The following is a 25,677-nucleotide window of genomic DNA, read 5'->3' as shown; positions in this document are numbered from 1 at the left end:
TTGTTAATTTTTGTTAAGACTGACAAATATAGTTTATTTTGGGTTTTTGGCAAGGTTTTAATTTTATTTTTAAATAAAAAAGCTGTGGAACTATTCCACAGCTTTCTATTCTTTATCATATAAGGATAATATCAAAGGATTAGTGTCCTTTTTCCTTCATAATCTTATTTAATCTTTTTAACATTGATAGCCCTAAAAGTGTAGCAAATATTAACAAAGCGAAATTCACAAGGAAATAATTCGTCTTGTTTTCATAATTATACCATGTACTTGCCAGGATTCCTGAAAGTTTATTTCCTACAGAATTGGCAAGGAAGAAACCTCCCATCATCAATGCTGTAATTCTCGCAGGAGAAAGCTTGGAAACAAATGAAAGTCCCATTGGAGAAAGACATAATTCTCCAATTGTGATTACTCCGTAACTCGCAACCAGCCATAAAGGAGAAACTTTTACAGATCCGTTATCGCCAGCCATTACTGCTAAAACCATCACAAGACAGGACAATCCTGAAATAAATAGTCCTAAAACGATTTTAGTAGGAGTCAAAGGCTCTTTACCCTTTCTTCTCAATAATGCCCAGAATCCTACAATTACGGGTGTTAATGCAATTACCCAGAATGGATTGATAGACTGGAATAGCTCTGTATTATATAGGTATACTTTACTTTCCGGGTTTTTCTCAAGAGCAGCGCGCTGTTCCGGACTGATATTTTTAAAGTAAACATCTTTCCCTGTTTCTTTTTTAGTATCTCCATTATCATCTTTCTGAGAACGGAATTGATTATCATAAACAGGAACTTCTTTGTCTTCGTAGCTCTTTCCTTCCACCATATAGATTCCTTCCAAAGGTTTTTCCAATGAAGCAGGAACACTTCTGTCTGTATAATAGTTTGCCCATCTTGTCAATGCTGTTCCGTTTTGTTTGAAAACAGCCCAGAAAAACATACTGATCAAGAATACAGAAAGTAGGGCACCAATTGATGCTTTTTCATCCGGTTTAGCTTTAAAGTAAAGAGATGCATAGAAGTAAATAACAGGAATACATGCAAAAATGAAGGCATCAGTGCTGTCACTTCCAAAAATATTATTAGGAATAAACCATCCCAATGCTCCGGCAGCAATAGCAGGAACAAATACTTTGATCAAAATCTCAGAAAGTTTCGTATCACCTTCCTGTACAGGCTTCATCTGTGCAGCATGGATGTAATGTTTTCTACCGATGGTAAAAATAACCATACCGATTAACATCCCGACTCCGGCAGTGATGAAAGCTTCACCCCAACCGAATTTGTTACGCATAAATGCAGCAATAATGTTACAGATAAACGCTCCGATATTGATTCCCATGTAGAAAATATTATATCCGGAGTCTTTGTTTGCTTTATAAGGCTCTTCAGAATAAAGATTTCCTAATAAAGTAGAAATAGTAGGTTTAAAGAAACCGTTTCCGATGATAATTAATGCCAGGGAAGAATAAAATAGAGGTAAATCTTTAAAGACACCCATTCCTATATATCCGGCAGCCATTAAAAACCCTCCAAGGTAAATAGACTTTATATATCCTAAAACTCTATCGGCTAAGAAACCACCAATAAAAGGGGTAAGATAAGTTAAGGCAATATAAGTTCCGAAAATGTCATCAGCAGTTTTGTCTGGCAGCCCTAGCCCGCCTTTCATACCTGTAGGTTCAATGACATACAGAACAAAGATTCCAAGAATCAGGTAGTACCCGAAACGCTCCCACATTTCAGTAAAGAAAAGGTAAGGAAGCCCTTTAGGATGTTTAGTCTTCATATATTCAAATTTCAATTCCCCCAAAAATAAGTTTTTAATTTCAATTGATAAAATAAATAATACTTGGGTAAATGATTAATGAAATTAATAGAAAAAATCCCTTTCAAAAACATTGAAAGGGATTTATATTTAATTCTGATTTTTTGGGAATATTGCTGGTGAATCTGATGCTTTTATATAAAGAATCTGCTTCACCATTTAATTTACAGATTATTCAAAATAAAATCCGTCATTTTCTGATACAATTGCGGTCTTGTTTGTCCACCATAAATCCCGTGATTTTTATCCGGATACGCCATGAAATCAAACTGTTTTTTATTTTGAATCAAAGCTTCAGATAATTCCATAGAATTTTGGAAATGTACATTGTCATCAGCTGTTCCGTGGATTAAAAGGAATTTTCCTTTCAATAGATTAGCGTATTCAGTAGGAGAGTTCTTGTCATATCCATCAGGGTTTTCCTGAGGAGTTCTCATAAATCTTTCCGTATATACTGAATCATAATATCTCCAGTTGGTAACAGGAGCTACAGCAATACCCATTTTGAAAACATCAGCTCCTTTTGTCATTGCTAAGCTGGTCATATAACCACCAAAACTCCATCCAAACATTCCGATTCTGCTTTTATCAATATAAGATTGATTTCCGAACCATTTTGCAGCTGTGATCTGGTCTTCAATCTCATACTTACCAAGATTCATATAAGTAACTTTTTTATACTTTGATCCTTTATAACCTGTTCCACGTCCATCAACACAAGCAACAATATATCCTTTCTGTACAAGGTGATTAAACCACATAGCGTTACCATTATCCCATGAATTAGCAACCTGCTGAGATCCCGGTCCGGAATATTGGAACATAAATAAAGGATACTTTTTGCTAGGATCGAAATTTTTAGGCTTCATTACCCAAGCATTCATCTGATCACCTACAGCATTAGGAATGGTTATAAATTCTTTCTCTACGAAATTATCGGTCTTCAGTTTCTGAAGTTGATCATTATTGTTTTGAAGCTCTTTCACCGTTTTACCATTACCATCTTTCAAAACATAAGTATGAGGTTTTGCGGCTGTGGAAGATGTTTCTATGAAATAATTATAGTTTTTGCTGAAGTTCGCAGAGTTATTTCCTTCTGTATTAGAAATCAGCTGAGACTTTCCGTTTTCAATATTTACTTTAGAAACAACCTTGTTGATACTTCCTTTTTCTGTAGTCTGAACGTAAATTTCTTTTGATTTTGGATTGAAACCATAATAGTCTGTTACTTCCCAGTTTCCTTTGGTAATTTGTTTTTTAAGCTTACCATCTTTGTCATACCAATATAAATGGCGGTTTCCATCTCTTTCAGAAGCCCAAAGGAATGAATCATCTTCTAGGAATTCCATTGTAGGGCTATCAGTTTCGATCCATTTGTCATCTGTTTCTGTGAATAATTTCTGAACAGCTCCGGTTTTAGTGTTTACTTTTAAAACATCTGAAGCATTCTGAATTCTTTCTGATGTAATCAAAACAATCTCATCTGCTTTTGCAGTCTGGAAAACATTCGGTATATAATAATTTTTGAACGAACCTAAATTCAGCTGCATTGTTTTTCCGTTATCAAGACGGTATAATTGCGCTGTAACTACAGAGTTTTTTTCTCCAGCTTTAGGGTATTTGTAGCGCATTTCAGTAGGATAAAGATTCTTTCCATAAATAGGAATATAAATTTCCGGAACCTGGCTTTCATCAGATTTTACAAATACGATAGCATCAGAATTCTTTGTCCACTCATATTGTCTTGCATGTCCAAACTCTTCTTCATATACCCAGTCTGCCAACCCGTTAAGAATTGCATTTTTCTTACCATCAGTAGTGATCTGTGTAATTTTTCCTGAAGCTAAATCCTGATAAAATAAGTTGTTATCAACAATGAAAGCGACTTTTGTAGCATCAGGAGAAAAGCTCGGTTCCTGAACTGGTTTGCCTTCATTTAAACTGATTGTTTTTCCTGATTTTAAATCTTTTACATCAAATTTTCCCAGGAATGAATGTCTGTAAATAGGCTGGCTCCCTGTCTGTAAAAGAATTTTTGATTCATCTGCAGAAAATATATAGCTTTCAAAGCTTCCATCTACGATATTTCCTTCTTTTTGAGATGTTTTATAAGAATATTTAGCAATACCTGATGGCTCAATAACAAGGTAATTCTCACCGTTTTTCATTGAAGTAATTCCAGCAATGCCTTTACCACGGTAATATCCTGAGTATATTTTATCTAAAGTGATTTCCTGAGCAGATACATGATGAAATGCAACCGCTATAGTAAGAGTTAAGAATAGTTTTTTCATTTCTAATTTTAATGATTCCAAATTTAATGAATCTTAATTATATAACCATATAAAACAAAAATCAGAAGTATTATGTTGTTATTTTTTGTTTTCTGGGTATAAAGTGTTAGCATCTTCATTTCTTAAAGGGAAATAACTTTTATGATTTTGTAACTTTTGTTTTTTTTATAAATAATCTTTAATAATTGTAAAAACTATGTTAATTAGTAAGGTGATATTAGGTTATTTTTTTGTTAAATAGTGGAATTTGGCAAAAAAATTGAATGTATATAATTACCAATCAAATCAAAAAGAATAATTATGGAAACGAATGCATACAACCAGAAACTTAACCGTTATGTGTTGAACGACCGAATTGTTTATACAGGTTTCTCCAGCTTTAATGATGCACAGGAATGCGCCAATAAAAAAGGTGGAATATTAGTAGAAGTAGGGTTTAAAGATGGTAACGATAACCCTGAAATTACAGATGAAGCAGGATTGATAGAAAAAAAACTTCATTACTATGTGTATGCAGGCGATGAATATAAATTTATCCATTCATCTGATCCCGGATTTCGAAAATATGCGGATGAACTTCAGAAGATCAAAGCAAAAGAACAACAATCTCCACCAGATGAAAGATATTTTGCCAATTTTGAGATTGAAAATGCCGAAGATCCGATTATTGTGATCAAAAACGATCATTTTCAGTCGGTGACTTCCAGAGAACGTTCAAAATATTTGAAACATGCCAGAGTTTATGAATTAGGGGTATCCCTGCCAAAATCTTAAAAAAAACTTCTAATGAGCAAAACAAAATATTCAGATAAAGCTCAGGACAAAGTAGGAAAAGTAATGCACGAATTCAAGGAAGGAAAATTAAAATCTTCTTCCGGGGAAAAAGTGACCAACAGAAAACAAGCCATAGCCATTGGCATTTCTGAAGCAAGAGAAAAAGGTTTGAAAGTACCTGCAAAGAAAAATAGCAAATAAATAATAAAAAATGCCCGGAAAAACTTCCGGGCATTTTTTATAAAAGTTGAAATTTTACTAATTCGCTTGATTATAAAGTATTCTGTAATATTCATCTGCCATTCTATCACTATTGAACTGATCTTTCACATCATTCATTGCGTTATGCTGAATTTTTCTCCAGTGATCAGGATGGTCATAATACGTTGGAAGAATTTCGTTTTCAAGAATCTCGTATAATTTGTTTAAGTCATAGTTATCCTGTTCGTAGATGCTCATGTTCAGATAGTCTGCTTTAGGAACCACGAAAGAGTTTTCTCCGGGTTTTGCAAATTCAGGAATCCAGCCGTCGTCTGTGGATAAGTTTACAGAACCATTCATTGCTGCGGTCATTCCTGAAGTTCCGGATGCTTCTCTTGGAACTCTTGGGTTATTTAGCCATAGATCAGAGCCTTGTTTTAAGGATTTACTTAAAGAAAGTTCGTAGCCTGTAAGAACAGCCATATTTTTATGATTTTTACTCTCTTCAACTAATGTATTGAACGTAGAAATAGCTGAATAATCCATCGGGTAAGGTTTTCCCGCCCAAATGATCTGTACCGGATATTTTGGGTTGTTCAGAAGTCTGTAAAATCTGTCTTTATCATGTAAAAGAAGGTCTGCACGCTTATAACCCGCAAATCTCCTTGCCCAGACAATGGTGAAAATATTTGGATTAAACAGATTTCCGGTTTGATCTGCTACAATGCTGAACAGTTTTTTCTTTAAATGCTTCTTACGGTAGTCAAAAACAGTATCGTCATTTTCATCTTTTGCATTATAAAGTGGTTTGTCTGCCCAATATTTAAACTCCTGAGCGTTGGTAATTGAAGTAATTTCACAGATTCCCGGATATTTATTCCACATCGCACGAGAAACGACACCATGAAGCTGAGAAACACCATTGGCGATTCTTGCCATTTTCAACGCACAAAGAGAGTGATTGAAACGATCATCATTTGCTCCTTCTATTGCTTTCACTTCTTCCATGCTGTAACCTGAGAAATAGGTCATGTCATAACACAATTTTAAATTATGTTTTTCATTTCCTGCTTCTTCCGGAGTGTGGGTGGTGAAAACAAGTTTTTCTCTTACTTTATTCAGGTCTCCGTTGTATTTTCTTAATAAATAGAATGCCGCGGGGAGCCCATGAGCTTCATTTAAATGATAAACATCTCTTTCTATGTTCATTTCATCTAATAATTTGGCTCCTCCTTTTCCTAATAAAATATATTGAGCAAGCTTAGTAGATTCATTAGCATCATACAGCTTATGGCAGATAGTTTTTGAAACGTGGTCGTTTTCGGGAACATCTGTAGAAAGGAAAAACATAGGTGCTGTATTGAAAATCTCAGGATCAAGATACCATACTTTCACCCAGACAGGTGCACTGTGAATTTCTATTTGAAATTTTATTCCTGTATCTTCCAGGAAACTGTACATCTTCCTTGTCCAAACCGGTTGTAAGGTCTGGTCATGATTTCTTGCCTGATCATAATATCCGAATTTCCAAAGAATACCGATTCCTATAAGATCCTGTTTCAGGTTATAAGCGCTTCTCATATGAGAACCCGCCAGGAAGCCCAGTCCTCCTGAATATATTTTCAGCACCTGTTCAAGGGCAAATTCCATTGAAAAATAGGCGGTTTTTTTTGAATATTGGGGATTGATGTTGTAGGGTATTTTAAAATTCCTAAAATCCATAAATACAGGTTTGTGTTACAAGAGACAAAGGTATTAATAATGAAAATAAACTTTACATTAATTAATCGATAATTTAATTTTAAAAGTAAGCATCGAATAGTTTTTTTACTTACCTTTAAGAGTGTAAAATTTTGATTATCAAAAACTTTTAACGGTGGAGATCCATGGATGCATGTGTTTAATTAAATAAAAAAATCACACATGAAAAAGACGTTTTCTGATGAAGATCTGATAAAGAATCTAAGCTTGTATTACCTGAATCGGCATTTGAAAAAAAAGCCCATAGAAAAGTACCACCGTACTATAGATGAATCTCCGCTTCATGATCGTGAAAAATACAGAAAGAAGTCCGAAATTCTTCTACTCAACTCTTTTATGCATCATTTCCCCGAGGTGAAATTTGAAAACCTTACCTGCGAAAGTCCTGACTTTATCGCCAAATTAAACGACAAAAAAATCGGAATAGAATTGACTGAAGTAATCAATCATCTGGAAATGAAAAAGGTGGAAAGTACCTTGAATAAAATGTTCCGTCAGGCAGAAATATTATTAGAGCAGGAAGACACCACGAAATATCGTGGTGTTTATTTTTTAGAATTCTACCCAAATTTAAAGTGTGATAATCTTGAAGAACAACAGGAAAATATCATAAGTATTTATAAAAGCATTAAAAAAAATAAAGGAGTAGGATGTGTGAAAAGTGTAAGAAAATCTTTTCATAGGAGAAACGTTTTTATTACTCATGAGTATAGTATGAACTTGTTTGATGAATTATGCTCAGAGAAAATCCTGGAACTTATTGAAAAGAAAAATGAAAAGTTTCCTTATTATGATACCTCTGTAGATGAATGCTGGCTGGTGATTGTTTCGGATATGAATTCTCTGGCATCAAGATATACATTTATTCAGGATAGGGAACATCTTAACGAAGTGAAGAGTCCTTTTCATAAAATTTTTCATCTTGAAAACCTTTGTGGTAATATTACAAGTATAAAATAAGAGTTGATGTAATAATAGATATTATGTAATGAATTGAAGTGATGATTTGAAATAATTCAATTTTTTTTCATTTCTATTGTTTGTGATTAAATTATGGGTATATTTGATTGAAGATTAGATATTGATCTGATTAATAGCTGATTCAACCACAAAAAACTATATATCTATGAAAAAACTTTTACTTTTTATTCTTCTATGTGCATCCCCTATTTTTTACGCTCAGGCAGATTGTGCCACTGCATTGGCTGTTTGTGGAAATTCAAATATTACCTATAGCCCGAGTGGGTGGGGAGCTGTAAAGGAACTTGTCAATTCAGGGAGTTGTTTGGATTCTGCAGGTGAGAATAATTCTATTTGGTATAAAATTACGATCGCTACAGGTGGAACGCTTACTTTTGATTTAGTACCTAATAATCCGGGAGCGGATTACGACTGGGCGATTTTCGGACCCAATGTAAACTGTGGGAGTCTGGGAGCTCCTATACGTTGTAATGCTGCAACCGTAATAGGGGTAGGGGCTTCAACAGGACTTAATATGACGAGCACCATTACCAGTGCGCCTGGAGGCTCTCCAACACCCTATTGTAAATATATGGATGTTCTGCCGGGAGAAAGCTATTATTTGTTTATAGATAACTGGGTAGGCAGCGGAAGTTCAACGACGGCACCTTTTTCTTTAACGTGGGGAGGAACTGCAACGCTGGCTTCTCCATTTACCGATCCGAATATTCAGACTTTTCCTTTTATACCTCCTGGAGTTCCTGGAGCTAATCCGGCTGATCCCAGAGAAGTAGTTGTTTGCTCTATTACAGATTTGTTTGATTTTTCTACATTATCACCGGGTATTATTAATGGAAATCAGAACTTTCATGTAAGCTATCATACAAATCAGAATGATGCGTTAACAGGGAATAACCCCATTAATACACCTAGAGCAATAAATACAACTGCTGTTTATTTCTACAGTATAAATTATACGGATGCAACGAACCCTACCAATCCTCTCAATAAATGTAAACAAGTAGGGAAATTCAAATTTAGAGATGGCTCTTTTACTGTGAAAAATGCTACATTGACGGAATGTAACAATAATAATGCAGGTACAGCATTATATAATTTAACGACAGCCGATGTTATAGCCATTCCGCTTATGACAAAAAAATACTATCACAGTATGGCTGATCTTAATGCCGGAACGAATGAGATTATCAATCCAACTGCATTTGTATCTGCTGAAGGTACAATTTACGTGAAGGTAACTTCAGAGTTTGGCTGTAGTGCAGTAGCGCAGATTAGTTTAAAATTCCATCCTATAGTTCCCGTAAATAATCCTGTGTTGAGATCTTGTTTTATAGAAACAAATCCTGCAACGGCATCTTTTAATATTGGAGGAATAGCGGTGACAAATCTTACGAACTCTACAAAAAAATATTATCCATCGGAAACAGATGCTATTAATCAAACCAATGAAATAACCAATATATCTAATTATATTGCTCCTAACGGGTTTGTATATGTCAGAGTAATGAGTGCTCAAGGCTGTTATACTATCGCAAAAATCACCCTGATTGTAATAGCTCCTGTATATTCTCAAATTCTTAAAGATAAAATTATCTGTGCAGAAGAAAAGACAACTTTAGATGCCGGACCTGGTTTTAAAAGCTATGAATGGAGCACAGGTGCTACAACCCAAAAAATAGAAGTAGGAATCGGAGCGTATTGGGTGAAACTTAAAAGTGGAGATTGCGTTGCTACACAAAAAGTAAAAGTAGATGCTTCTGAGCAGCCTGTTGTTTCAGGAATTGAGATTGGAACTAATTCTATAACTGTTTCTGTAATAGGGGGTAATGCTCCTTACAAATATTCAATTGATAATGTTGTATGGCAGGATTCTAATATTTTCACAAATGTTTCAAGAGGAGAGTATACGGTATTTGTAAAAGATACTTACGATTGTGCTCCTATAGAAGTGGGCGTTGTTGTACCAAACATTGTAAATGTTATTACTCCTAATGCAGACGGAGTGAATGATGTAATCGATTATTCGGCATTAGCAGGAAAACAGAATCTTGTCATGAATGTTTTTGACCGATATGGAGTAAAAATCCATCAGGCAGATAGATCAAACGGATATAAATGGGACGGAACTCAGGTAGGAAGAAGAGTGCCTACAGGAACCTATTGGTATTCTGTTACATGGAATGAAAATGACAAAAGAAATACTCCTGTTAAATTCAGTGGCTGGATATTGGTGAAAAACAGAGAATAATTACATATTACAATATAATACATAGATAAAACCATTTCGTGAGAGATGGTTTTACTTTTATTAATTTTCTACATTAGTTACTAAAATAGAACATATGAAAGATTTATTTGTAAAACGCTTTGAATATTATAAATCTCTTGGTGATAAGGCATTTGATCAATTAACGGATGAGCAGATTTTCTGGCAGTACAACGAAGAAAGTAATTCCATAGCTGTCATTGTGAAGCATATTGCCGGGAATATGTTATCACGATGGACGAATTTCCTTACCGAAGATGGTGAAAAATCCTGGCGTCACAGAGATGAAGAGTTTGTAAATACTTTTAAAACGAAAGATGAAGTTCTTGAATTTTGGGAGAAAGGATGGAAATGTTTATTTGATGCTTTGAACCAGATTAATGATGAAAATTTATATGCAACAATTTATATCAGAGGAGAAGCTCATTCGGTCATTGATGCTATATTAAGGCAGCTTGCTCATTATCCTTATCACATCGGACAGATTGTTTACATCGCTAAAATGATTAAAAATGAAGACTGGAAAACACTTTCCATTGCCAGAAACAAATCTCAGGAGTTTAATAATGAGATGAATAATAAATTTTCAGAAAAGGATACGGACTCGAATTCATCTCCGGTTTGCTTTCAAAATAGCCCAGAAGTAAGAGATGAATATAAACAATAGACTGAATCAATCTTTTCATTCTTATTAAAATTACTATCTTTGCACCCATAAAATTCAGAAGTAACACATGTCTGCTTTTCAAAGAACTGCCGCGTATCATACACTTGGCTGCAAATTAAACTTTGCAGAAACATCTACTATTGCCCGTCAATTAACAGATGCAGGTTATGATAAGGTAGGGTTTGATGAAAGAGCTAATGTATATGTTATCAATACTTGTTCAGTAACTGAAAATGCAGACCGTGAATGTAAACTTCACGTAAAAAGAGCAATGAAAGCCAATCCTGATGGATTAGTAGTAATTGTAGGTTGCTATGCACAGCTGAAGCCAGAAGAAATTTCCCAGATTGAAGGAGTTGATCTTGTTTTAGGAGCTAAAGAAAAATTCAATATCTTAAGCTACCTTGATGATTTGGAAAAATCAGATAACGAAGGAATCGTTCATTCATGTGAGATTGAAGAAACCGATTTCTTTATCGGAAGTTATTCCATTGGAGACAGAACAAGAGCCTTCCTGAAAGTACAGGATGGATGTGATTACAAATGTACTTACTGTACTATTCCTTTAGCCAGAGGGATTTCGCGTTCAGATACTATCGAAAATGTTCTTAAAAATGCTTCAGAAATTGCCGCAAAAGATATCAAAGAAATAGTTCTTACAGGTGTCAATATCGGTGATTATGGAAAAGGAGAGTTTGGAAACAAAAGACACGAGCATACCTTCTTGGATCTTATCTCAGAACTAGATAAAGTAGAAGGGATCGAGAGAATACGTATATCTTCCATTGAACCTAATCTTTTGAAGGACGAAAGCATCGAGCTTGTTTCAAAAAGCAAAAGCTTTGTTCCTCATTTTCATATTCCGTTGCAATCCGGAAGCGATGATTTATTGAAAAAAATGAAACGTCGTTACCTGACAAAATTATACAATGACAGAGTAAACAAAATCCGCGAGGTAATGCCTGATGCGGCAATTGGTGTTGACGTTATTGTAGGATTCCCGGGAGAAACAGAAGAGTTATTTATGGAAACTTATAATTTCCTTAATGAACTTCCGATTACTTACCTTCACGTATTTACTTATTCTGAAAGAGAAAATACAGAAGCTGCTGCTATGGAAGGAGTCGTTCCGGTAGCAGAAAGAAAAAAACGTAATAAGATGCTTAGAATTCTTTCCGAAAAGAAAAAGATGGCATTTTATCAGACTCAACTTGGAAACACGCTTCCTGTACTTTGGGAGCATGAAAATAAAGACGGGAAAATGTTTGGCTTCACAGAAAACTACGTGAGAGTCCAGAAAGACTTTGATCCTGCATCCGTAAATCAAATCGAATTTCTAAATTTAGAAAAAATCCTGTCAGATGGCACAGTTTCTGTGCAATCTTCCTACCAAAGTTTTTTAGCAAAAGCATAGGCTCTTTGCAAAATTTCTACTAAATTTATTTTTAAACTTTTAAATACTACATTCATGAGAGATAAGTTTTTATCTTGGGGAATTGTATTAGTAGCTGCTACGTGGATTGTAGCACTATTAATCAGAGCGCATTATTGGATACCTACGCTGTTATCCGCCATTTATGCATTGGGTGTTTACAATGCTTACCAATCGAAACACGCTATTTTGAGGAACTTTCCGGTATTGGGATACTTCAGGTACTTTTTCGAAAGTATTTCACCCGAAATGCAACAGTATTTCATTGAAAGGGAGACCGATGGGAAGCCATTCCCAAGAAATCAACGTTCTGCAGTATACAGAAGAGCTAAAAATATTAGTGATACTGTAGCTTTCGGTACACAGCTGGAAGTGAATCACAGAAAATATGAAGGAATCAAGCATTCCATTTATGCAAAGTCGCCATCAGAAGAGCTTCCAAGAGTTTGGGTAGGTGGAGAACAGTGTACACAGCCTTATCATGCTTCTTTGTTCAATATTTCAGCAATGAGTTTCGGAGCATTGAGTGACAGAGCTCAGATTTCATTGAACAGAGGTGCCAAAAAAGGTAATTTTTTCCATAATACTGGAGAAGGAGGAATTTCATCTTACCATATGGAAGGAGGAGATTTATGCTGGCAAATTGGAACCGGATACTTCGGATGTCGTGATGATGAAGGTAAATTTAATCCTGAATTATTTACAAAATATTCTAATTTGCCTAATGTGAAGATGATTGAAATCAAATTATCACAAGGAGCAAAACCAGGACACGGAGGAGTGCTTCCAGGAGTGAAAAATACCCCGGAGATTGCAGCAATTCGTCACGTAACTCCAGGACTGACTGTTATTTCACCACCATCACATACCGCTTTCTCTGATGCGCCTGGATTGTTGAGGTTTGTACAGCAATTGAGAGAACTTTCAGGAGGAAAACCAGTTGGATTCAAGCTTTGTATTGGAGATACCAAAGAATTTGAGGATATCTGCGTACAAATGAATGTTTTGAAAATTTACCCTGACTTTATAACCATCGATGGTGCAGAAGGGGGAACCGGAGCAGCACCACCAGAATTTTCGGATGGAGTAGGGATGCCTTTGGAGCCTGCTTTGATTTTTGTTAACAGAACATTGAATAATTATAATCTTAGAAACAAATTAAGAGTTATTGCAAGTGGTAAAGTGCTTACAAGCTTAGATATTCTAAGAGCTGTGGCAATGGGAGCTGATATGTGTAATAATGCAAGAGGATTTATGTTCTCTTTAGGATGTATCCAGGCTTTAAGATGTAATTCTAACAATTGTCCTACCGGAGTCGCTACACAGGATAAAATGCTTATTAAAGGACTTGATGTGACAGATAAGGCGGAAAGAGTATACCATTTCCACAAAAATACACTTCACACTTGTAATGAATTGATTGCAGCGGCTGGAAGAAGTTCTTATGAAGAAGTAGATGCAACAATGTTTATGAGAGGAGACGAATTTGATCACCTTGCAGACCTTTACTTCCCTGATATTTTAGGAAATGTAAAACAAAAAGCCAGATCTTAATACTAAATAAGTCGTTTTAAAAATGACAATTTTAATAAAAAAACAGAGTAGAAACATTCTTTCTACTCTGTTTTTTATTTTTCATTCGTATTTAATCAATGAAATTGATAATAGGATAGAGATAAACTCTGAGTATTATCTATTCAATTATAAATAATAAGATACTTTTATCTTAAGCTGGAGATAAAAAAACCGCCTGTTTAGGCGGCTTATATTTTATTTTTCACTGTCAAGTCTTTCTCTACTGTTGTAAACCTGTAGATTGAATACAAATGATCTGTTTCTGTAAGACATATTTAAATAAGGATAGTGAGGATTTCTTGCAAAAGCTGCTTTTGATGGCACAATGATTACACCTTGTAAATTGTATGGTGCTTCGCTTGCAAGATCATCATATGCTTTGAATTTCTGTATTGCCTCTTTGAAACCTGCAATTTCAAAATAACCTCTGTTACCTTCTTTACCAGCATCTTTCATAGCTTGTTCTTTCACATAGTAATACATTGGGTCTACCAAAGGAACAACACTTCCGTCAATCGTATTTAAGAATGCAGCTTTCGAGTTAAATACTCCGCTTCCATTAGTCTCAGTCGCTAAATAAGAGTAAGCTCTACCCATTATTTTAATAACGTTTGTTTCTTTAATTTCTTTACCCGGAGATGGCTGTGCACCTTCTCGGATAATATAAACTGTTCCGGAAGGAAGCTTAGTAAAAGGCATTTCAGATAATTTTTTCTGATGATCATCAGTAGAATCCGTAGCACTGAAAGCTTTTATATTTCCTTGTACATCAAGATAATTTTCATCCATAAACTTCGTAATAGCCTGCTCATCATAATTATTCTGGACATTGATGTCTTCAGGTTCTTGATAAGTTTCTACTTCATCATCTTTCTTACATGCAGAAAAACACAAAGATCCCGCAAGGATATATAAAAATATTTTTTTCATTTCAAAAAACTTTAATTACTTTACAAATAATATAACGGCAAAAGTATAAAAAATTATGAGAATAGATAAATTTTTGTGGAGCATTCGTTTTTATAAGACAAGAAGTATTGCAACAGAAGAGATTAAGAAGAATAGAGTTTCTATTGGAACATCTGCCGTAAAGTCATCCAAAGAGGTGAAAGAAGGAGATGTTATTAAAATTCGTAAAAATCAAATTGATTATAAAATAAAAGTAATTCAGATTCCTAAAAGTAGAATTGGAGCAAAATTAGTCCCGCTTCATATACAGGATGTGACCGATAAAGAACAATATGAGTTGCTAAAGCTTCGTAAAATGTCACAAGACTATTATAGAAATAAAGGGGAAGGAAGACCTACCAAAAAAGACAGAAGAGAAATGGACGACTATGTTGGGAACGATATCACGTCAGATTTTACAGATTGGGATGATTTCTTCGGGGAAACAGATAATGAAACCGAAAATGAAGATTAAAAATAAAAAAGCTCTAGAGATAGAGCTTTTCTATTATTTCGTTGACAATGTCTTCAGGATTTCTAGCATCTGTACCTACAGTGAACTGAGCTTTACTGTAAAACTGGTTTCTTTCAAATAAATGTTTTGCAATAAACTCAGGAAGATCTTCATCAGAAATATTGGCAATCAACGGTCTTTTTTCTTTTTGTTTCGAAAGCCTTTCTACCAATGTTCCAACAGAAGTTCTTAAAAAAATACTTTTTGAATTGTGATTGATGATCTCCATATTATTATAATAAACAGGAGTTCCGCCACCTAGGCTCAAAACCACATTTTCTTCAGACGCAAGAATTTCTTCTAACGCTTCTCTTTCCAGTTTTCTAAAATAAATTTCTCCCTTTTTTTCGAAGATTTCAGGAATGGTTAATTTATTTCTCCTGGAAATCTCTTTATCAAGGTCTATTAATTTAAAATCTATTTTTTCGCTTAATATTTTGGAAATGTGAGATTTGCCGCATCCCATGTATCCAATCAGTGAAATTATCATGAATTTTTTTTAAACAAATTTGCGAAAAAGTTTTGAGATATAGAAAAAAGTCATATCTTTGCACCACTTAAAACAAGGGACATTGCTTAAATGAAAACTTGTTATCAAAGTGGCCGACTCGGTAGCTCAGCTGGTAGAGCAATACACTTTTAATGTATGGGTCCTGGGTTCGAATCCCAGCCGGGTCACTAGCAATATTATTACAATTTTTTGTGATTTTATTGCCTGCGTGGTGAAATTGGTAGACACGCCATCTTGAGGGGGTGGTTTCCTAAGGATGTGCTGGTTCGAGTCCAGTCGCAGGCACTGCAAAGAAAATTTTTATAATTGAAAATATTTTATTATTTTTAATTGTGGCCGACTCGGTAGCTCAGCTGGTAGAGCAATACACTTTTAATGTATGGGTCCTGGGTTCGAATCCCAGCCGGGTCACAAGTTTACTGAAAAGTAAATTTTTTTCATATTAATATTTTGTGATTTGGTGTTTCAAAGGTCTCCCTCAGGAGGCCTTTGATTTTTATATTCACTGCAATCTAAAGTCACATATTCACCTTCATGATTGAAATCTATAGACTACTTTTTGAATTTAATATCTACTAATAAATTATAAGCCTTGCTTACTGATCAACTGTGATTGATGTTGAGCTTAACTAATATCGAACAAATAAAATCCCGACCATATAATGACCGGGACTGTATTTTATTAAGGATTTTGTTATTAATCCAAATGCATATTGTCAATTAATCTTACTCCATCCACTACCACTACAATAAAAGCTCTGAAGTTTCTGTCTTTATAGAAGAAATCAGTTTCCTGTAACGTGTTTTCATCTGCAATCAGGAAGTATTCCAGCTGCATTCCCTTTTGATCATCGAAAATATCTGCAACTCTTTCCTTTATTTCAGGGATACTGACTGTTTTGAACCAGTCATTTACTTTCTCTAGAGTTTCGTAAATGATTTTAGAGGCATCTCTTCTCTCTTCATGAAGTCTTTGGTTTCTTGAGCTTAAAGCTAAACCATTTTCTGCTCTGTAAATAGAAACTCCTTTTATGTTAACGGGGAGGTGTTTTTTATCAACCATTTTTTTGATAATGGAAAGTTGTTGAAAATCTTTTTCTCCAAAATAAGCATTGTCTGGTTGTACCTGCCTGAAAAGTTCTTCTACAACAGTTCCTACGCCATCAAAATGTCCCGGTCTGGATTTTCCTTCCATTTCATTCTCTAATCCGTCAAAATCATAATGTTGGCTTTCTGCTTTCTCAGGGTAAATATCTGTAACTTCAGGGATGTAAACAGCATCCACAAGCCCGGAGTTTTCCAGAATCAAAATATCCCTGTTGATGTCTCTCGGGTACTTTTCAAGATCCTCAGGATTGTTAAATTGGGTAGGATTTACAAAAATTGAAGAAATAACAAGGTCATTTTCCTTTTTTGCCTCTTCATATAGAGAAAGGTGACCTTTGTGCAATGCTCCCATGGTAGGGGCAAAGCCAATTCTTTTTCCCATTTCCTTCTGTCTTTCAATGAAATCCTGAAGTATTTTCCTGTTTTTTATAACTTCCATAGTTTATTTTAATACTTATTCAAAAATACTAAAAATATCACATAATAATATGTGTTTTTAATACTTTGGAAAAGGGAAATTTCGTAAAAAAATGTTAATTAAAATAATGTTGGATGTTTTTTTGTAATTTTGCACATTAAAGCATTTTTACAAAAATTAGATAGAAAGTTTATGCCGAATCAAAAAATACTGTACATTACTACAGAGATGTATCCATATCAAGAAGACACCAATATGGCTGCAGTGGTAAACAAAATGGCACTTAAGATGCACAATGAAGGCAATGATGTAAGAGTTTTTATGCCAAGATTTGGACAAATAAGTGAGAGGAAATTCCAACTTCATGAGGTGATCCGTCTTTCAGGGATGAATATTATTATCAATGACCTGGACCAACCTCTGATCATTAAAGTAGCGTCTCTTCCGGGGGAAAGACTTCAGGTTTACTTTATTGATAACGAAGAATACTTCAAAAGAAAGCAATATTATTTCGACGATGAAGGAACACCTTTCGATGATAACGACGAAAGAGCTATTTTCTTTGCCAGAGGAGTAATTGAAACCATCAAAAAATTAAATTGGGTACCTGATGTGATCCACCTTAATGGATGGATGTCTTCTTTTGTTCCAATTTATCTGAAAACTTATTACGAATCAGATACTTACTTTAAAGACGCTAAAATTGTTCTTTCCCTTTACAATGAGAAAGACGCTGATCTTGACAAAAAGATCGATGAAAAGCTGAAGTTTGATAATATTTCAGGATTAAAAGCGTTAGATAACCCAACAATCAAAAGTTTTGTTATCGAAAGTATGAACTACGTGGATGCCGTTGTAAAAGGAGATGAATTCCTTGATGAAGACCTTGATAAAGCTTTCAACGAAACGACTATTCAAAAGTCGGAGTATCTTGACGTAGATTCTATAAACCAACTTTATTAAAAACACATTTTTAATGACTCATACTCTTAAAAGGACTTTCGCCATGCTTTTCTTGGCGGTTTTCGGAAGTGCAATACTTTACAACTGTGAACCAGATCCGGATTCTCTTGGTGAGCAGCTTTTCGATAAAGATGCAGCAGTAGGTGTTGAAACTCCATATGATGTTATCGCTTACAATATTAGTAATAATGACTCTATCAGGAGTGATGCTTCCAGACTTATTGCCGGGCTTAATGCTTCAGGTACTTCAGTAGGTGTGGGCGTATTAGGATCTTTTACTGAAGGACAGTTTGGGATGCAGAAAGCATCTTATGTTACTCAGTTGAGAATGCCTGTAGATAACTTTGATTTTAGCGGACCGAATGCAAAAGTAGACTCTGTTGTGCTGGTAGTAAGACCTCCAGCGAATACAATGGATGATACTTATTATATTGCAGACTCTATCAAAGCTCCGGGAGCATATGACAGAAGTGACTTCCCTGTTGGGAATGAAACGGTAGCTGTTTCAATAGATAAAAAAACTTATCCGGTTCGTAAATATGGTAAGATTTCTAAGGCTATGACTATTAATGTTCATGAGGTAACATCTTTCATAGATACTAATAATGATGCGTTTACGCGTTCTAATGCACCTGTTGTTACTGGTGATCTTTTAGGTTCAGCAGTTTTTGACGGAAATGTAAGTACGGTAACCGTTACAAAAAAATCAGATAATACAAATCTGTTTACTGGAAATCTAGGGTTCAGAATGAAGTTAGATAATAACTTTTTCCAGACTCGTATCATAGATAAAAAAGGAAAGCCTGAACTTCAGGATGCTTCTAACTTTATCAGATATTTCAGAGGAATTCAGCTTTCTGTAAGCGAAACAGACAAATATCTTTTCCAGTTTTCTCCTAATGATTTAGAAATTATCATGTACTATAAATATGATAAAACAGAAAATGGAACTACAACTCACCCACAAACGACTCTTAAATTTAACTTAGGAAGCTCAAATGCTCATATTGGAAAGTATGAATATAACAGACCAGGCTCTTTTACAGCTATATTGAATAGCGCAAACAAGGTAACGGGTGATCAAAAACTATATGTTCAAGGTATGGGTGGACCATCTGTAGGAGTGAAAATTTCTAAAGAAACTCTTAGTAATCTTAGAAGAGAGCTTTATGATGCGAAGAAAGCTATTGTAGGAGCTAAAATCAGAGTATACGTAGATCCTTTAACTTTTGAAAATAAACATTCTGTGGAAGGTGATCGTAAATTTACACTTGTTCCTCCTATGAAAATTGTTGATGGAGTGAAGCAGTATCCATTTACTTCAGATGTAGCGAGCGGACTTCCTATGTATTATTATGGTAAGAAGACAAGTGATAAGCCTGAATACTATGATTTAACAGTAACAAAGACACTTAAGGATATTACAGAAGCTAAAGAATTTTCTGCTGAGGATTTGATTTTGAATTTGAATTTAGGTGCATTTGTTAAGAATGCTCAGGGAACTCCTGCAGGAGCTCAGTATACAACCAGAGCAACGGAAATGAATAGAGCAGTTTTAGTTGGAAATGACAATTCAGATTTGAAAATCAAATTGCTTGTTACTTACGGGACAAAAAAATAAAACACAATAAACACTAGACAAAATAAATATGTGCGGAATAGTAGGATATACAGGATTTCAGGATGCTTATGAGATTGTTATCAACGGTCTTAGAAGATTGGAATACAGAGGGTATGACAGTGCTGGAATTGTTTTAGAAGGTTCAAATAATAAACTTGAAGTTGAAAAAACAAAAGGTAAGGTTGATGATTTGGTGAATATTTCGGAGGGATTAAAAGGGACAGCAAAAATTGGTATGGGACATACTCGTTGGGCTACCCATGGGGTTCCAAGTGATAGAAACTCTCACCCGCATTTGTCAAATAATGGAAAAATAGCGATTGTACACAATGGTATTATTGAAAACTATGATACTATTAAAACAATGCTTACTGATAAAGGCTTTACCTTCAAATCTGAAACAGATACAGAAGTATTGGTAAACCTAATTCAATATTTTATGGATCTTAATCCTGAAACAGATTTCCCAACTGCAGTAAGATATGCTTTGAACGAAGTATATGGTGCTTATGCAATTACTGCTCTCCATGAAGATTATCCTGGAGTTTTAGTGGTGGGGAGATTAGGATCTCCTTTAGCAATCGGAATTGGAGACAAAGAATATTTCATTGCTTCTGATGCGTCTCCTTTCGTAGAATTTACAAAGGAAGCGATCTATCTTGAAGAAGGACATATGGCAACGATTTCTTTGGAAAACGGTGTTGATATCAGAACAATCAATGAGAATTCAAAAATTGAGCCTGAAATTCAGGAACTTAAATTAAGTTTAGAACAGATTGAAAAAGGTGGATATGAGCATTTCATGCTTAAAGAAATCTTTGAACAACCTAAATCTATCCATGATACAATGAGAGGGAGACTTCTTGTGGATGAAGGCGTTATTAAAATGGCTGGAATCTGGGATCATGTAGAAAAGTTCAAGAATGCAAACAGAATTATCATTATTGCTTGTGGAACTTCTTGGCACGCAGGGCTTATTGGTGAATATCTTATTGAGGAGTATGCAAGAATTCCGGTTGAAGTAGAATATGCTTCAGAATTCAGATACAGAAACCCTATCATTACCGATAAAGATGTAGTTATTGCAATCTCTCAATCAGGAGAAACTGCAGATACTATGGCTGCATTAAAATTGGCAAAAGAAAAAGGAGCATTTATATATGGTATCTGTAATGTTGTAGATTCTTCTATTGCAAGAATTACTGATGCTGGTTCATATACCCATGCAGGTCCTGAAATTGGAGTTGCTTCCACAAAAGCATTTACAGCACAGCTTACAATCCTTACGTTAATTGCCTTTAAACTAGGAAAACATAACGGAAACTTAGGAAACGCTGAATTTATGAGCTTAATTGCTGAACTTGATGCTATTCCTAAAAAAATTGAAGAAGTATTAAGTGCTACTCATGAGTTAACTCAGAATATTGCAAGAGACTTTATAAAAGCAACAAACTTCCTTTACTTAGGAAGAGGATACAACTATCCTGCAGCATTAGAAGGAGCTCTGAAATTAAAAGAAATTTCTTACATCCATGCAGAAGGATATCCTGCTGCAGAAATGAAGCATGGTCCAATTGCTCTTATTGATGAGAATATGCCAATTGTTATTATAGCACCTAAAAAAGGTCACTATGATAAAATTGTGAGTAATGTTCAGGAAATTAAAGCCAGAAAAGGAAAAGTTATTGCTGTCGTTAATAAAGGTGACCGTCAGGTTAGCCAAATGGCAGATTATGTTATTGAAATTCCAGAAACATCAGAATGTTTCTCTCCAATCGTGGCGTCAGTGCCTTTACAACTGCTTGCATATTACATCGCAGTATATAGAGGTGCAAACGTGGATCAGCCGAGAAACCTAGCAAAATCTGTGACTGTTGAATAAAAATTTGTTGTAAATAAAATAAATTTAGATTTCTTTCGTTATTTCAAAATAAATCTTAAAAGTTTCTTAAAAAAATTATATATTTACGGCTTAATTATAAAAATTAACATGAAAAGGATATTTCTTTTATTATTGTCTGCGTCGGTAGCATCGGTATCTTGTTCAGGTGGTGGCAGCTCTTCTGTAGGGAAGCCAGGAACAAAAGGAGAATTGATACCAAGAGAAAAAACAAAATCATTTGTTGCGGAAAGACCATACGGAATGGTTGCAATTCCTGCAGGTTCATTTGTTGCTGGTTTAGCAGATCAGGATCCAACAAATACTCCTGAAAAAGCATCATTGAAGACAGTTACTGTTTCTTCTTTCTTCATGGATGAAGCAGAAACTACCAATTCAGAATACAGGGTATTCATTAACTATGTAAGAGACTCTATTGCAAGAACTCTACTAGCAGAAGCTGCCGGAGAAGGTGGTGACGAAGGTGGAGGCAGAGGAGCAAGCATAGGAGATTATGCATACCTTGCTAAAAAAGAAGAAAATTTAACACCTTATCAGGAATATATGGAAGGGCAGGGCGGCCGTGAAGACGGAAGCTATGATGCCAGCAAAAGATTAGATTGGAAAATTCCTTTACACTGGAGCACATCAAAATATCCGGATGTAGAATACGCAGAAGTTTTAGAATCTATGTATTTGCCAGCTTCTTCCAGAATAGGAAACGAAAGAATTTTAGACGTAAGTAAACTTAAATATACTTACCGTTGGGGAGATATGGATGCTGCACTTGCAGACAATGAAAGAGGAGCGAATTACCTAAAGAGTCAAAGTATCGCGATCTATCCTGATACAACTGTTTGGGTAAAAGACTTCCACTTTGCATACAATGAGCCATTATTTGAACAATATTTCTGGCACAAAGCTTACAAAAACTACCCTGTAGTAGGTGTAACTTGGGATCAGGCAAGAGCTTATTGTAACTTCAGATCTAAATTGAAAACAGATTACAACGAAAGTTTAAAAAGAAAAAAACAAAGACCATTGCAGTTCCGTCTTCCTACCGAAGTTGAATGGGAATATGCTGCAAGAGGTGGTATGCAAAATGCCACTTACCCTTGGGGAGGTCCATATCTAATGGATGACAGAGGTTGCTACCTTGCCAACTTCAAACCTAAGAGAGGTAACTACATGGAAGACGAGAAAAAGGGTACTTATACATATACAGCTCCAGTTAAGAAATTTAAGAAAAATGGGTTTGGATTATATGATATGGCTGGGAACGTTTCTGAGTGGACTGAATCTGCATATAACAATTCTTCATATGGATTCTCTTCTACATTAAATCCTTCTACAAAAGATAAAAAGGATACTAAAAGATCTGTAAGAGGTGGATCTTGGAAAGATATAGGATATGCATTAATGACGGGGGCTAGAGATTGGGAAAGAAAAGATTCAGCAAGAAGCTATATCGGATTTAGAACTGTTCAGGATATCCCTGAAGCAGCTGTTAAGCCAAGAAGAGTTAACAGATAATCAATCAAAACAACTATTTTTCAATACAATTTTATTTAACATTAAAAAAACTAACTCAATATGTTTAAGACGAAAGATGCTTGGATGAATTTCTTCTATTCATTCGGTGCTGCAATTGTAATTCTTGGAGCTTGGCTTAAAATTACTCACATTACCCTGGGACCAATTAACGGTAATATCGCTCTTACTGTAGGACTTATTACAGAGGCTATTATCTTTATTATTTTTGCCTTTGACCCTCCAAAAACTGAAGAGTCTTACGCTTGGGAAAACGTTTATCCTGAATTATTAGATAAGCATGCTAACCCAAACCCTTTACACTCAAATGTAACAACTAGAAATACAGGTAACCAATTTGCTGAACTAGAGAATTCTCTTTCTACCAAATTGGATAAAATGCTTGAAGACGCAAGATTAGACGTTCAATTATTCGAAAGACTAAGAACAGGAATCGATAAATTTTCAAGCTCTGTAGATCAAATCAACCAAACTGTTGACGTTTCTGCTTCTACACATAAATATAATGATCAGTTAAATAAAGCTGCTCAGCATATGGAAAGTATGAATGCATTATATGCTATGCAATTGGAAAGCGGTAAAAAACAAGCTGAATTTGCAAGCAAATATGTTTCAGATATGCAAAAGTCTGTTGAACATTCTGAAAAATTCAATCAAGAGCTACAAGGTTTAACATCTAATCTTAATAACTTAAATAGAGTTTATGGTGGTATGCTAACTGCTATGAAGTCTTAATTCCTAACCATTACTTAAACTATTTAATCAAAAAACAAAGAAAAGAGAATGGCACAAGGAAAACAGACCCCTCGTCAGAAGATGATCAACCTGATGTATCTGGTGTTCATCGCGATGATGGCCCTAAACATTGATGCAGAAATCATCAGATCATACTATGACTCGACCATAGCATTAAACGAAACCAGAACTTTAACAGAAAGAAAGAACGAAAAGATTTTTGAAAAAACACTGGAAGCTAAAGCACAACAGGTTCCGGATACGTATTCAAAACCTTGGCAAGATTATAAAACTTTAAAAGGTAAGATTGATGCATTGGTAGAACATGCTCAAAAAATCAAAGATCTGTTAAAGACACAATCTGAGTTTCATGATAAAGATCCTAAAACAGGAAAAGAAATTGATGTAAGTGAAAATTTTGCTGCATTAAATAATAATGAAGCTACTACAGAATATTTCTTTAAGGAAGGAGACGAAAATACACCTTCTCCTAATGCATTAGAACTAAAACGTAAAATAGATGACGTAAGAGATTACATCAATAAAACGTTTGGTAATAATGATCAGCTTAAAGATTTAGTAGATAGAGCGAACAAATCTCTTATCGCGGAATATCCTAAAGGGAAATCTCCAAACGAAAAGACTTGGTTCCAGAATAAATTTTATCATCAGCCACTCATTGCTGCTATATCTAATTTGGAAATTATCCAAAATGATGCCAGAAATGTACAGTCTGATGCATTAGCCTTAATGCTTCAGGAAAAAGTAGATGCGAGTATCAAATTTACAAGCTATGAACCAATTGTTTCAGGACCTACTGATATTCAAGCTGGTAAACAAGCAGAAGTAAAAGTAATGCTAGGTACTTATTCTAACAGTAATAAGATCAGTATTTCTGGAGTGAGCAAGCAGGAAAATGGTAAAGGTATTATTCCTATTTCTGGCGCTGGAATCGGTGAGCATAAATTAGGAGGAACTATTACATTAACAGATGCTTCAGGCAAGCCACAGTCTTTCCCTTGGACGCATACTTATAATGTAATTGCAGGACCTAGAGAAGTAAAACTTGAAAAAGGATTATTACTTTCTGCTGATAAAATGAATGTAATGTATAGAGGACTTGAGAACCCTGTTTCAGGATCAATCTTAGGTGCTGACAATTCTAAACTTTCATTATCAGCTCCGGGAGCTACTGTAAGAAATACAGGTCCTGGTAAATGGATTGTAAAACCTTCTACAGGTACTACAGTGAAATTGACATTATCTGGAGTAGATCCTTATGGAAAATCTGTATCACAGGTATTTGAATATAGAATCAAGAATGTTCCGCCACCACAAGGTCAGATGAGAGGTCAGAATGTATTGTCCATGCCGGCAACTTCTATTCCTAATCAATCTGTACAGGCAGCTATTCCTGACTTTGACTTCCCTGTTTCGTTCAATGTAACTCAATTCATGGTAAGAGTACCTGGTAGAGCAGCATTGTTGATCCATGGAAACTCATTAAATGAAGCTTCAGGATTAATCAAGAATCTGAGATCTGGAGACGTAGTTTCTATCTTCGATATTAAAGCTACTGCTCAAGGATTAGAAGGACAACAGATTAAAAACATTACTCCTATAATTATTAATGTTCAATAGGACT

The 25,677-nt window shown here is 35.0% G+C and carries 20 protein-coding genes and 3 tRNA genes; 17 read left to right on the top strand and 6 right to left on the bottom strand.

The window, feature by feature from the left end; translation table 11 throughout:
• Positions 1-139: 139 nt before the first annotated feature.
• Both BW983_RS16155 and BW983_RS16150 read right to left on the bottom strand, forming a co-directional pair.
• Entirely contained in the window at positions 140-1,795 is a 1,656-nt protein-coding gene (locus BW983_RS16155) for a peptide MFS transporter (protein WP_076552947.1), read from the bottom strand.
• 203 nt (positions 1,796-1,998) lie between these two features.
• A complete protein-coding gene (locus BW983_RS16150) occupies positions 1,999-4,128 on the bottom strand; it encodes a S9 family peptidase (protein WP_076552945.1) in 2,130 nt (709 codons plus the stop codon).
• A gap of 300 nt (positions 4,129-4,428) precedes the next feature.
• Between BW983_RS16150 and BW983_RS16145 the strand changes: the two genes are divergently transcribed.
• Both BW983_RS16145 and BW983_RS16140 read left to right on the top strand, forming a co-directional pair.
• Positions 4,429-4,902 carry a hypothetical protein gene (locus BW983_RS16145; RefSeq protein ID WP_065396548.1) on the top strand — a complete coding sequence of 158 codons (474 nt, stop codon included), beginning with the start codon at positions 4,429-4,431 and terminating at the stop codon, positions 4,900-4,902.
• 12 nt (positions 4,903-4,914) lie between these two features.
• Complete coding sequence (locus BW983_RS16140; RefSeq protein ID WP_076552943.1) at positions 4,915-5,103, top strand: DUF6496 domain-containing protein; 189 nt, start codon at positions 4,915-4,917, stop codon at positions 5,101-5,103.
• A 57-nt stretch (positions 5,104-5,160) separates the two neighbouring features.
• Here the strand turns inward: BW983_RS16140 and glgP are convergent, their stop codons facing one another.
• On the bottom strand, positions 5,161-6,825 hold the full coding sequence (gene glgP / locus BW983_RS16135) for an alpha-glucan family phosphorylase (RefSeq protein ID WP_076552941.1): 1,665 nt from the start codon (positions 6,823-6,825) through the stop codon (positions 5,161-5,163).
• A gap of 201 nt (positions 6,826-7,026) precedes the next feature.
• On the opposite strand from glgP, the gene BW983_RS16130 reads away from it, so the two are divergent.
• From BW983_RS16130 to BW983_RS16110, 5 genes are all read left to right on the top strand, one after another.
• Positions 7,027-7,824 (top strand): hypothetical protein, encoded by a 798-nt coding sequence (locus BW983_RS16130; protein WP_076552940.1) that lies wholly within the window; start codon positions 7,027-7,029, stop codon positions 7,822-7,824.
• A gap of 166 nt (positions 7,825-7,990) precedes the next feature.
• A complete protein-coding gene (locus tag BW983_RS16125; protein ID WP_076552939.1) occupies positions 7,991-10,093 on the top strand; it encodes a T9SS type B sorting domain-containing protein in 2,103 nt (700 codons plus the stop codon).
• 94 nt (positions 10,094-10,187) lie between these two features.
• Positions 10,188-10,778: a DUF1572 domain-containing protein gene (locus tag BW983_RS16120; protein ID WP_076552937.1), complete on the top strand. Its 591-nt coding sequence runs from the start codon at positions 10,188-10,190 to the stop codon at positions 10,776-10,778.
• Positions 10,779-10,845: 67 nt separating this feature from the next.
• The gene (mtaB, locus tag BW983_RS16115) at positions 10,846-12,192 is read left to right on the top strand and encodes a tRNA (N(6)-L-threonylcarbamoyladenosine(37)-C(2))-methylthiotransferase MtaB (protein WP_076552936.1); all 1,347 of its coding nucleotides are present in this window, start codon (positions 10,846-10,848) and stop codon (positions 12,190-12,192) included.
• Between the two features lie 54 nt (positions 12,193-12,246).
• Entirely contained in the window at positions 12,247-13,764 is a 1,518-nt protein-coding gene (locus tag BW983_RS16110; RefSeq protein ID WP_076552934.1) for an FMN-binding glutamate synthase family protein, read from the top strand.
• Between the two features lie 216 nt (positions 13,765-13,980).
• On the opposite strand, the gene BW983_RS16105 is transcribed toward BW983_RS16110, so the two are convergent.
• Positions 13,981-14,715 carry a hypothetical protein gene (locus tag BW983_RS16105; protein WP_076552933.1) on the bottom strand — a complete coding sequence of 245 codons (735 nt, stop codon included), beginning with the start codon at positions 14,713-14,715 and terminating at the stop codon, positions 13,981-13,983.
• Between the two features lie 55 nt (positions 14,716-14,770).
• On the opposite strand from BW983_RS16105, the gene BW983_RS16100 reads away from it, so the two are divergent.
• Entirely contained in the window at positions 14,771-15,208 is a 438-nt protein-coding gene (locus tag BW983_RS16100; RefSeq protein ID WP_076552932.1) for an RNA-binding S4 domain-containing protein, read from the top strand.
• Positions 15,209-15,221: 13 nt separating this feature from the next.
• Here the strand turns inward: BW983_RS16100 and BW983_RS16095 are convergent, their stop codons facing one another.
• Positions 15,222-15,737: a shikimate kinase gene (locus BW983_RS16095; protein WP_076552931.1), complete on the bottom strand. Its 516-nt coding sequence runs from the start codon at positions 15,735-15,737 to the stop codon at positions 15,222-15,224.
• Positions 15,738-15,852: 115 nt separating this feature from the next.
• Between BW983_RS16095 and BW983_RS16090 the strand changes: the two genes are divergently transcribed.
• The 3 genes from BW983_RS16090 to BW983_RS16080 all read left to right on the top strand — a co-directional run bounded on the left by BW983_RS16090 (position 15,853) and on the right by BW983_RS16080 (position 16,169).
• Positions 15,853-15,925, top strand: a tRNA-Lys gene (locus BW983_RS16090).
• A gap of 35 nt (positions 15,926-15,960) precedes the next feature.
• Positions 15,961-16,043, top strand: a tRNA-Leu gene (locus BW983_RS16085).
• 53 nt (positions 16,044-16,096) lie between these two features.
• Positions 16,097-16,169 (top strand) — tRNA-Lys (locus BW983_RS16080).
• 286 nt (positions 16,170-16,455) lie between these two features.
• Here BW983_RS16080 and panC read toward each other — a convergent pair.
• A complete protein-coding gene (panC, locus tag BW983_RS16075; RefSeq protein WP_076552930.1) occupies positions 16,456-17,304 on the bottom strand; it encodes a pantoate--beta-alanine ligase in 849 nt (282 codons plus the stop codon).
• A 171-nt stretch (positions 17,305-17,475) separates the two neighbouring features.
• On the opposite strand from panC, the gene BW983_RS16070 reads away from it, so the two are divergent.
• From BW983_RS16070 to porM, 6 genes are all read left to right on the top strand, one after another.
• Positions 17,476-18,246, top strand: coding sequence for a glycogen/starch synthase (locus tag BW983_RS16070; RefSeq protein WP_065396536.1), 771 nt, complete (start codon positions 17,476-17,478; stop codon positions 18,244-18,246).
• Positions 18,247-18,259: 13 nt separating this feature from the next.
• On the top strand, positions 18,260-19,867 hold the full coding sequence (locus BW983_RS16065) for a DUF4270 family protein (protein WP_084184544.1): 1,608 nt from the start codon (positions 18,260-18,262) through the stop codon (positions 19,865-19,867).
• Positions 19,868-19,895: 28 nt separating this feature from the next.
• The gene (gene glmS, locus BW983_RS16060; protein ID WP_076552928.1) at positions 19,896-21,749 is read left to right on the top strand and encodes a glutamine--fructose-6-phosphate transaminase (isomerizing); all 1,854 of its coding nucleotides are present in this window, start codon (positions 19,896-19,898) and stop codon (positions 21,747-21,749) included.
• Between the two features lie 108 nt (positions 21,750-21,857).
• Positions 21,858-23,279 carry a T9SS ring complex lipoprotein PorK/GldK gene (gene porK, locus BW983_RS16055; RefSeq protein WP_076552927.1) on the top strand — a complete coding sequence of 474 codons (1,422 nt, stop codon included), beginning with the start codon at positions 21,858-21,860 and terminating at the stop codon, positions 23,277-23,279.
• A 60-nt stretch (positions 23,280-23,339) separates the two neighbouring features.
• Positions 23,340-24,032, top strand: a complete 693-nt coding sequence (gene porL, locus BW983_RS16050) for a type IX secretion system motor protein PorL/GldL (RefSeq protein ID WP_076552925.1) — start codon at positions 23,340-23,342, stop codon at positions 24,030-24,032.
• Positions 24,033-24,080: 48 nt separating this feature from the next.
• A complete protein-coding gene (porM, locus tag BW983_RS16045) occupies positions 24,081-25,673 on the top strand; it encodes a type IX secretion system motor protein PorM/GldM (RefSeq protein ID WP_076552924.1) in 1,593 nt (530 codons plus the stop codon).
• Positions 25,674-25,677 lie beyond the last annotated feature (4 nt).

Source organism: Chryseobacterium ureilyticum, from assembly GCF_900156735.1.
Classification (GTDB): Bacteria; Bacteroidota; Bacteroidia; order Flavobacteriales; family Weeksellaceae; genus Chryseobacterium; species Chryseobacterium ureilyticum.
The sequence above is the reverse complement of the archived record's forward strand: the minus strand, read 5'-3'. Positions and strand labels throughout refer to the sequence as shown.